The following is a 10,055-nucleotide window of genomic DNA, read 5'->3' as shown; positions in this document are numbered from 1 at the left end:
TTTAATTACTCTCCGGAAGAAAATGTGATGTAGCCAAGTAGGTCACCGATTAATGCTGGTACTGGATTCCCATGTATTTCGATAGAAAATTTGGCTTTTGTGGTCAGTGAGTTATCTGGGTTCTTTACGATTTCCTTCAGAGTAAATACCCCTCTAACACGGCTGTTGACCGGCACGGGGTTGATGAATCTGACATTATCGAAGCCATAAACCATGCCAGTGGCGTTACTAGGGAATTCAGGAAAACACTGCTCGCGGAAATGGCTGACGAGGCTAAGTGCCAACAAGCCATGAGCAATGGTGTCGCCGAATTGGGACTCTTGCTTTGCACGCTCTTGGTCGACATGAAGCCAATATTCGTCCAATGTGGTTTCGGCAAATTGATTGATCATTTCCCGCGTCACCGTCACCCAGTCAGAGGCATCCAGCTGAACGTCCACGATTTCCTCAAGCTCGCTGATAGCCGCCTCAACATCGGTCTTAGCGACTTTTGCTGTGCTTTTTGGAGTGGCACTTTTTCTTGTCTGTTCGAAAGCTTTATTTGATTGCTCTGCATAGAGATCGCTAAGGACGGATGCAGCGCCTTCCATTAAGAATTTCCCAATTTCAGCGACACCGCGCTTTTGCCAACTTTCTAAAGAGCTGCCTTTGACGATCTCATTGAACGCGCCCATCGCAGGACCACAGTGGATCTGGTAATCCCCTCGACCATTCTTTTTGCCCTCAAGTGCAACTCGCGTTGTGTGCACGAAGTACCACTTAAATACCAATGCCATTTTGGTTTTTGGATTGTTTGCAGCCGATTTTAGGACCTCGGGATTTGCTTTTTGGTAGTGGTTACTCGTCTCTTCCCAAATGTCCGAGATCGACTTGCCGAAATATTGCGTTTCAAGCTCATCGATAATGCTAGGAGTTAAGGCATCAAGACTGTCGTATTGGGTATAAAGCTCATAAAGCCTATTCGCTCGTAGTGCAAACATGCTGCCTTTCTTAACCACTTGTACCTTAGCGCCCATTTCAAAAAGATCACCAGAAGGGGCATAAGTTGTGTCTTGAACACTGAGCGCTTGCAAGATGTCCTTCACTTCGTAGCTGATATTTGCTTCAGCAGAGCATTGGTTAATCGAGCCCGTTACAACAAAGTCCGCTCCCATGGCAAAGGCACCCGCGATTGCATCTGGTGAACCAAGACCTCCGGCGGAACCAACTAATATTTTTTCTGAGGCATTCCTTTTTGTGAGTGATGTTGCCAAAGATTTAATCGCAGGGAATTGCGCAAAGGATATACCGCTGTCTGTGTGACCAGCAGAGTCAGATTCAACGCATATTGCACTAGCGAGAGGAAGCGTTGCGGCTAACTCAGCTTCTTCACGGCTGATTAGCTTAGTTTCGACTAGGCTTGAAAGTACCGATTCAGGAACAGGCTCAATAAAGCTTCGAGCCACTTCGGATCTTGATAATTTAGCGATGACCCTGTTTTTACGTATTACTCGACCATCAGTACCGCGTCTTAGCCCATTGAACGCGTATCGAACGAGTGCAGGAGAAAGCTCTACGTAGGAAGAAGCTTCAACAACACGAACATCGTACTGAAGCAATAAATCAATCGTTTTATTTTCAAGCTCAGGGTTGTTATATGAGGGCAAGATATTTGCACCGTAGGGTTCAAACATAGAAAGAGAATTGGATATGTAGTTTAAAGAACTCTCGATTTCCTCTAAGCGCATCCCCCCAGTACCCAGAAAACCTAGAAAACCAGAATTTGCCAGTGCTACGACCATCTCTTTACTGGCAATACCTTTGTACATGGAGCCACAATAATATGCATATTGTGTAGAAAAATATTCTTGGAATGCCGGATTACCAAGTGTTTCGGCAGTAATTTTCATTAATTAGATCCTTTAAAATTGCATATTATGTTTAATTCTCACAGGCAGAATTCATCTGAATCATCTCTCGACTAGGCGACTTCAACATGCGTTGTTGTTGCTTAAAATCTTTTGGCTTCAGACCAAACTGTTTGCGAAAGGCTTTGGCAAAATGCCCTAGGTTGTTATAGCCAACGGCATTGGCAACAGCAGAAACGGACATGTCATGACGCGCGAGCATATTTTGTGCGACGGTCATTCGGTAATGGCGTAGGTAAGCGTAAGGAGTAATTTGGAATAACTCTCGAAACCCCTTTTTGAGCTTAAAATCATTGATTCCAACTTCATGAGCCAAATCAATCAGAGAGGGAGGCGAGATTAGGTTTTGTTCCAGTAAATCACGTGCCTGATGTAAGCGAGCAATATCGCTCTTAGACAGACTGCACGTATTCAGATCTGCACCGATATTGTCGAGTGTTAGGCTAAGCAGCTCATACACTTTTGCCTGTGCAAATAAGGTCTGCAATTCATTATAGGAATTCGTCTCTACGAGTTGGTGAAGGATTGCCGAAACATGACCGTGAGGAAGGAAGTTAAAACTTGATGACGCGATACTTTCAGTTGAACTAGCAAGCCCACCAAAAAAAGTTTTGAGGCAATTTACACAAACTAATTGCTCAATATACTCTTTGGCAACGATAAGGCTTATGACGACATCATCGTCTTCAATGTAGGAAAGTTGTCGTTCAATCTCTTTATTTTCACTTTTATCAATAAAAACTTTCAGCGGGTGCTTAGGGGTATAATTATTTGATTCACTTCGTTCAGAGGCAACATAAACAAGGATAACTCTATCGCCTTGTTCTATATCTAAAAAGTCCAAATAATTTGGCGCACCCTCCGTTTTTATCATGAGTATGTGCTGATCTATTCTTAGGCAGCTTGTTTTTTGCCTTTTCGTCGATTTATTTTCTTCAATACTAACAGGCATGACGTCACCTTTGCGCCAATCACAAAAATACGTATTAAATAACATTTACTTACCCTTAGGTTGGCACCCACATGATCACAAAAAATGGTCACAGTAGCGCCCAGCATTCTCTGATGAGGATATATATTGGTCCTTACAGACCTCTTAACTTACCTTAATAATAAATTCAATCGACTAAATAATATTGACGTTATTTAAAATAAATAGTTTGAAAAAAGTCTAAATCACAAAAACTCAATCAAGATGATTTTCTTATATTTGCATTCTCTAAATAATAATATATGCAAATTCGAATACTCAAAAAAATCGGATCGATATCACACTGATTTCTACCATTCTTTCAAACGGAGATGCTTAAATCTTGAGTCCTAAATATTATTTAACTTGGAGGTATTCCTTTAGCTCGAATACATCAAAATTTTCAATCCTATACTGATAGCCACTAGAGGAAAACGCATAGCCACACCGTAAGTTACGACGATGACCCATTTCTCTAGCTTAACCAACAGACAGTATAATGATAATCATTTAGATTTATAAACGGAGCCAAAGTTGATGTCAACACAAGAATCATGACTAATAATAATTGGTTATAATTTAGTTGATAGTCATTCTCATTCCCATTACTATGTTTCCCGATTTCACGTGATGTATTGCGATCAACGACACACAAAGAATGTTTAATGTGAAACCTAATCTAACAATGAAACTTTATCATCACTAAAAATATGTTAATGAGGAATTAAAGAAATATACATTCGCGTAACAATAAAGACACTGCAAAACATCGATATATTTTAATTTTTGATATATCAGATTACGTCCCAAGAAATAAGAAAACCAATTAAATCAAAATATCCTTATAAGACAGGCTCACCTCATAAAGTGGTCTGCTAAAGGATGATTGTATTATTTACAATGATTTTACTGGTGCACCATGCGCTAAATAACGAAGAACAATAAAGTCAATTGGAAGCTAGAGCCTGACTTCGAATTAACTTTGAAAAATGAAAGACAGATTCAAGACATTATTAAGCAGCTTATAAGCCAGATTCAACATATCAATCGGATTAGAGCTTTTCATCTAAATTACTCTGCTAGTCGCTAATCTTTTAAGGAAATAAAAAATGCAGATTCATTCTATATATAGAGTCCCGTTACTTACTGCGGCTTGCGTCCTCTCTTTGCAGCTCCAAGCTCAAGAAGCACCAACGCAAGAAAAGATCATTGTTACCGCCAATAAGTTTAATGAAGATATTAATGACGTTGCGCAGAGCATTACGGTAATCGACGAGGTGATGTTGGAAGAGCGAGGCATTACAGATGTCAGCGAGCTTATCCGACAAATTCCAAACATGCATAGCGTGCAGGGGATCACTGGCGCAGAAGTGAATGTTAGAGGTATTAACGCTTCCATGTTTACTCGCAACAACCCAGTGGTGATATACGTAGACGGTATTCCTACTAGCAGCCGCTATGCGTACAACTTCCCATTCGTCAATATTGAACGCATTGAAGTGTTGCGCGGCCCTCAAGGTACTTTGTATGGAAAAGACAGCATTGGTGGCGTTATCAACGTCGTGACAAAACAACCAGGGCAAGATTGGGAGAGCCAAGCCGACGCGGAGATTGGAAGCTATAATTCACACCGACTTGCATTCAGTACAGCGGGAGCTGTTAGCCCCGACTTATTTTCTGTTGGCTTATGGGGCGAACTCACCAATAACGATGGCTGGATGAAGAACACCAATGCCAATTTGGATGATAAAGCCAACCATAAAAAGAACCATCGACTCGGTGCGAACCTACTACTAACACCAACAGAAAACTTCAGTGCCAGACTCTTACTGGTGAATGAAAAAGACCGTGAAGGCATCTTGGATGGCGGCACCGCTGGTACGGTAGATGGTTTTAACAACGCCAAGCGTTCAGATTTTGAAAATACGAATTACGATCAAGATTCCTATTTTAGAACCGACACCAATTCGCAGGGGATCAACTTAAAATATCAGAGTGATTATGGCGAAATTGAATCTATCACCACCCACCGTAAAACGAAGATTGCATACCGCACGGATATTGATTACGGCATAGGCAATACGACGATATTCGGTGGAACTCCAGCTAGCCTAGACGGTGGTTTTTCTTTTGAAAACTTGACTCTTGAATCCACCTCCCAAGAATTACGTTGGTCAAACCAACTTGAATCTGGATTACGTTGGGTGACAGGGCTGTACTTTGAAAAAGAGAAAACAAATTACGACGCTATTGGCTCTCAATACGTCGGTTTTGATCATAGCTATTTATCGAATAATAGCAGCCAAACCCAAGCTATCTTCGGTCAGGCAACCATTCCGTTAACAGACAGCCTCGAACTACTTTTAGGCAGCCGCTATCAGCAAATCAAGAAAAGTACCAATCTCGATTACTATTTCACGCCCGTTGTTAATGGCAACGTCACTCTCGGAAAGCCTTTCTCTGAGCTGAACTCTGAAGAAACTTGGACAGCGTTTCTTCCTAAAGCCGCACTTAATTACCGCTTCAATAGAGACTGGTCTGCCTACACCAGTATCAGCGCTGGCTATATGCCAGGTGGCTTTAACATGATGGCAAGTAATACCGACGAGGAAAAAAACAAGTTCGAGCCGCAACAATCATTGAGCTATGAAATAGGAACAAAAGGTCTTTTGTTAGATGAGCGCCTACTGATGTCTGCAGCCGTATTCTATATGGATATCAAAGACATTCACGCATTTTCATACTCGGTCATAGACAATAGCTTTAGAACCTTCAATGTGGAAAAAGCACAATCTTACGGCCTGGAAGCGGAAGCTGATTTTATTATTAATGAAAGTTGGCAGCTCAATGCGGCACTAGGTGTAACAAGAGCCGAATATGGCAGTGAGTTTACCAACATGTTTGGTCAGACGATCGAAGTCGGTAATCGTATTGAGAGAACGCCTTCTTATTCACTCAATATCGGCGGTCAATATAACCATTCGTCCGGTGTTTATGGACGTGCTGATTTAGTTAATTACGGTGATATGTATTTCGATTCCGTCAATAAGCTAAAAGAAGATGGCTATAGCGTTGTAAACCTGAAAGTCGGTTATGAAATGTACGCAGGCGAATTGTATGCCTACGTGAATAACTTAGCTGACACCAGCTATAAAACATCAGGCACCGTTTATCCTCACGGCGGTCCTATCATCACATTCGGCAAACCACGTGAAGTGGGCATCGGCGCAAGATACCGCTTCTGATACCAATCCGGACCAGTAATTGTTCCACATTTGTATGGGCAAAAATCGCTTAGCTCGATGTTAAAAATTGAGTTGCTCTAATCGCAACATTTTGACTGAGAGATAAGCGATTTTGGCACCCAAATGAATCGATTACTCGTGTGGGTTGGTGTCTATGCAAGCGCATTTTGAAAGTGTATGGAATCCCAACCCATATCAATACCACGACATATTTGTAGGAAAGAAATGGAACGTGAAACAGGTATGAATCATTTTAAGCAAGTCGTCTTACAAAAACGATTTTTACTGATTGCTGCCGCAGTATTAGCCGCAATCTACGGCATTCTCAGCATTGCACCATATTTACTAATGCTGGAAATCATCAAACCCATGACTGGCAGTACACGCCCAGTTATGGATGAACTGCGAAATCAGGTCGCTTCTACCGCATGGGTAATGGTCATTGCCTATTTCTCGTTTTACTTATCAGCAGTCACCGCTCATATGGCGGCTTACGAAATTTTGTTCCGCTTTCGCGTTTTAATCGCCAACAAAATGAGTTCTATGTCACTTGGAAACCTACAAAAACGTACGTCGGGTGCATTGAAAAAACTTCTTGTGGATGACGTTGAAAAGCTTGAAGTGTTTATCGCTCACAATATCCCCGACCTCGTTAAAGCCATCGTTTTACCTATCGTCGTTTTGGTCTTTATGTTTACGGTGGATTACCGATTAGCATTGGCAAGTCTTGCACCATTTGTTCTGTTTTTGTTGTGGATGATGTTAGCCGTAATGACAAAAGGTACGGCTGAAATGACTCGTGAGTTTCACCAAAAAGTTGAAAAGATGGACAGTGTCATTGTTGAATACGTAAGAGCACTGAACGTCATGAAGCTCTTTGGGCAAGAGGCAAAGTCATTTGCGAATTATCGAGATACCGTTGAAGATCTTACTCTCTTTTCATCAGTGAGTTACCGACGCGTCGCTCCCATGTACTCGGCTCTAACCTCTTTCATTTCAAACAGCTTATTGCCTATTGTCACAGTTGGCTTGTTGTTGTACTTCGAAAACTCCGTTGAGCTGCCAGTCCTATTATTATTCTTCATCGTCGGGATGGCTTACTTGAAACCCGTCTTGGGTCTTTCGGGTTTCGCATCCTCACTTTCAGACACACTTGAATGCACTAAGCGGATTAGCAATCTTATCAACCAGAAAGATATGCACCACGCTCTTGCACCTACCCAAGTACCTCAGGACTACAGCATCACATACAAAGATGTGCATTTTGACTACAAAGGCGATTCGGATGAAGAAGTGAACTCCGCATTGAAAGGAATAAACCTATCCATTCCTGCTGGAAAAGTAACAGCTTTAGTTGGACCTAGTGGTGCGGGTAAAAGTACATGCGCTGAATTATTGGCCCGCTTTCACGATGCTTCTCAAGGGGCAATTGAAATTGGTGGCGTCAACATACAGAACATCCAATACGACGATCTTATGGATATCGTATCGTTTGTATTTCAAGACAACTTCTTGTTTGCTGATACCATCGCGGCGAACATTGATATGGGCGCAGGGCATTCACGAGAAGAGATAGAGCGCGCGGCAAAGTTAGCTCAAGCACACGAGTTTATTCAAAGCCTTCCATCTGGCTATGATACTCAGTACGGTCAGGATGGATTACGACTTAGTGGCGGTCAGGCTCAGCGCATCCAACTTGCTCGAATCATTTTAAAAGACGCCCCAATTTTTATCCTAGATGAAGCCACTGCGTTTGCCGATGCGCTCAATGAATCTGCCATCCAAAAAGCGCTAAGTCAGATCATTCCGGGTAAGACCGTTATCGTCATCGCGCATCGTCTTTCAACCATTGTTAACGCTGCTCAAATCGTCGTGTTTGATCAGGGTAAAACTGCCGCTGCAGGTACTCATACCTCATTGTTAGAGTCGTCAAATCTGTATGCTTCAATGTGGGAAGCGCATCAAAGCGCTCGAGAGTTCAGCCTCGGTGGAGGACAAAACTAATGAAATTGCTAAAAAATATTACTTTTGCAATTAAAGGTCACGAAAAGCACTTTGCTTCTTCGCTCGTCCTTCACTTTTGCCACGCATTACTGCTGTCTATTCCGGTAGTATTGCTAGTCGCTATTCTTCGAGAGTTACTCGCCCCCTCCACCGACACTTCCACCGTATGGCTATTGGTTGCAGTCATGGCGGCATCTTTCGTGGTTCAACTGTTTGTGTCGTGGTATGCCAATTTAAGTAACCATCGTCTCAGCTTTAAGTTGTCAGAAAAGTTGCGAATGGATATTGGCACCCATTTATACCGAATCAGTTTGGGGGTGTTTGTAAAGCATGAACCCAGCACTCTTTCTTCCGTAATATCTCAGGATGTCCGAGTCGTAGAATCTTTGTTTTCTCAGGCCATCACCAATGTCGTTACCAGCGTATTCTCAGCCATCATATTGATGGGCTTTCTGTTTTGGCTCGATTTCTACCTAGCTTCTATACTGCTGCTGGGTATCTTCCTACTGTTTCCTTTTGTCTTTGCTTCGGACCGTCTAGTGGGATGGCTGGGTCATAAACAAATAAAGCTACGCGGAGAGATGGCGAGCAAATTCTTAGAATTTTACATGGGAATGAAGCACCTAAAAGCATTCAACCTAACCGGATTACGTTTCAAGAGTCTGGAGAATAGCTTGAATGAATACCGCAAAGCGTGTTACCGAACAGAAATGCTAAGTGCTCCTATGGTGCTGATATCTTTTGTTTTCTGCGATCTCGCTTATCTCGCCATGGTATGGGGCTCACTGGAGCGTTTCGCGGAATCGGGGTTATCTTCCCTGACAGTGCTGGTTTTCCTCGTTATTGGCTATTTAGCATTTAGCCCACTCAAGGCGTTACTGATTGATATTCTACACCTACGTTACCTCAATGAATCTTTGAAGCGTATTCAGCAAGTACTCAGCATTGATTCCATCGACACTGGCACCATTTCCACGCCTCCTAGCACCTTCGACGTTAGGTTTGACAATGTGACGTTTGGCTATCAAAACGACAATGTTCTGAATAACATCCAGCTGAATTTCCCACAAAATTCGATTACCGCTCTGGTGGGTTACAGTGGAACAGGCAAGTCGACAATACTTAGCCTGATTGCCCGCTTTTACGATGTGAAACAAGGCAAAGTCTCTATCGGTGGTACCGACATCAGAGAACTCAACCTACACACGCTTTATACGTGTATGAGTGAGGTATTTCAGGATGTCTATTTGTACGACGACACCATTGCCAACAATGTTCGAATTGGCAAACCTGACGCCACAGATGCAGAGGTGATTAAGGCGTGTGAGCAAGCACAGTGTATGGAATTTATAGACCGTCTCAGCAACGGTATTTTTAGTCGAGTCGGCGAAGGGGGAGCAAGGCTCAGCGGTGGTGAAAAACAGCGTATCGCCATTGCTCGTGCGTTACTTAAAAATGCACCTATCTTGTTACTAGACGAAGCAACAGCGTCTCTAGATCCTGAAAACGAATTGTCTATTCAGAAAGCCATACATACTCTCAGCCAAAACAAAACGGTTATTGTTGTGGCACATAAGCTAAAAACGATTCAATCCGTCGACAATATTATTGTTTTGGACAAATCGGGCATCCACGAGCAAGGGACCCATTCAGAGTTAATGCAGAATCAAGGTATTTACGCTCAGATGTGGACCTTACAGCAAGAAAATGCCACGTGGTTAATCAGCTAAAAGCGCTTAAGTATTCAACTCAAGGGTAAATATTTCGCCTGATTCTGTTTTCAGAATCAGGCGAAAACTTTTCTAAGCGACGATAACGCTACACGGCTGGCGCTAACCTATCTATTTTCAGCCTATCTATTTCCAGCCTGTTTATTCCATGCCTTTTTCTTATTTTCCTGTTCTCTCCCCAACTTTACTCATTTCTCCG

At 42.5% G+C, this 10,055-nt stretch carries 5 protein-coding genes; 3 read left to right on the top strand and 2 right to left on the bottom strand.

Going from position 1 to position 10,055, the window contains the following annotated elements; translation table 11 throughout:
• Nucleotides 1–5 precede the first annotated feature (5 nt).
• Nucleotides 6–1,889 carry a PfaD family polyunsaturated fatty acid/polyketide biosynthesis protein gene (locus tag VPNCDNU1_RS09650; protein ID WP_104400144.1) on the bottom strand — a complete coding sequence of 628 codons (1,884 nt, stop codon included), beginning with the start codon at nucleotides 1,887–1,889 and terminating at the stop codon, nucleotides 6–8.
• Nucleotides 1,890–1,920: 31 nt separating this feature from the next.
• Complete coding sequence (locus VPNCDNU1_RS09645; protein ID WP_167404761.1) at nucleotides 1,921–2,859, bottom strand: helix-turn-helix domain-containing protein; 939 nt, start codon at nucleotides 2,857–2,859, stop codon at nucleotides 1,921–1,923.
• A 1,127-nt stretch (nucleotides 2,860–3,986) separates the two neighbouring features.
• On the opposite strand from VPNCDNU1_RS09645, the gene VPNCDNU1_RS09640 reads away from it, so the two are divergent.
• The 3 genes from VPNCDNU1_RS09640 (at nucleotide 3,987) to VPNCDNU1_RS09630 (ending at nucleotide 9,856) form a co-directional block, all read left to right on the top strand.
• Nucleotides 3,987–6,122: a TonB-dependent receptor gene (locus VPNCDNU1_RS09640; protein WP_104400142.1), complete on the top strand. Its 2,136-nt coding sequence runs from the start codon at nucleotides 3,987–3,989 to the stop codon at nucleotides 6,120–6,122.
• Between the two features lie 225 nt (nucleotides 6,123–6,347).
• The gene (locus tag VPNCDNU1_RS09635) at nucleotides 6,348–8,126 is read left to right on the top strand and encodes an ABC transporter ATP-binding protein (RefSeq protein WP_167404760.1); all 1,779 of its coding nucleotides are present in this window, start codon (nucleotides 6,348–6,350) and stop codon (nucleotides 8,124–8,126) included.
• Entirely contained in the window at nucleotides 8,126–9,856 is a 1,731-nt protein-coding gene (locus VPNCDNU1_RS09630) for an ABC transporter ATP-binding protein (RefSeq protein WP_104400140.1), read from the top strand. Before VPNCDNU1_RS09635 ends, VPNCDNU1_RS09630 begins: the two co-directional genes overlap by 1 nt.
• Nucleotides 9,857–10,055: the final 199 nt, after the last annotated feature.

It is taken from the genome of Vibrio penaeicida, assembly GCF_002933855.1.
Classification (GTDB): domain Bacteria; phylum Pseudomonadota; class Gammaproteobacteria; order Enterobacterales; family Vibrionaceae; genus Vibrio; species Vibrio penaeicida_A.
Note: the sequence above shows the minus strand (reverse complement) of the source record. Positions and strands in the feature narration are given on the sequence as shown.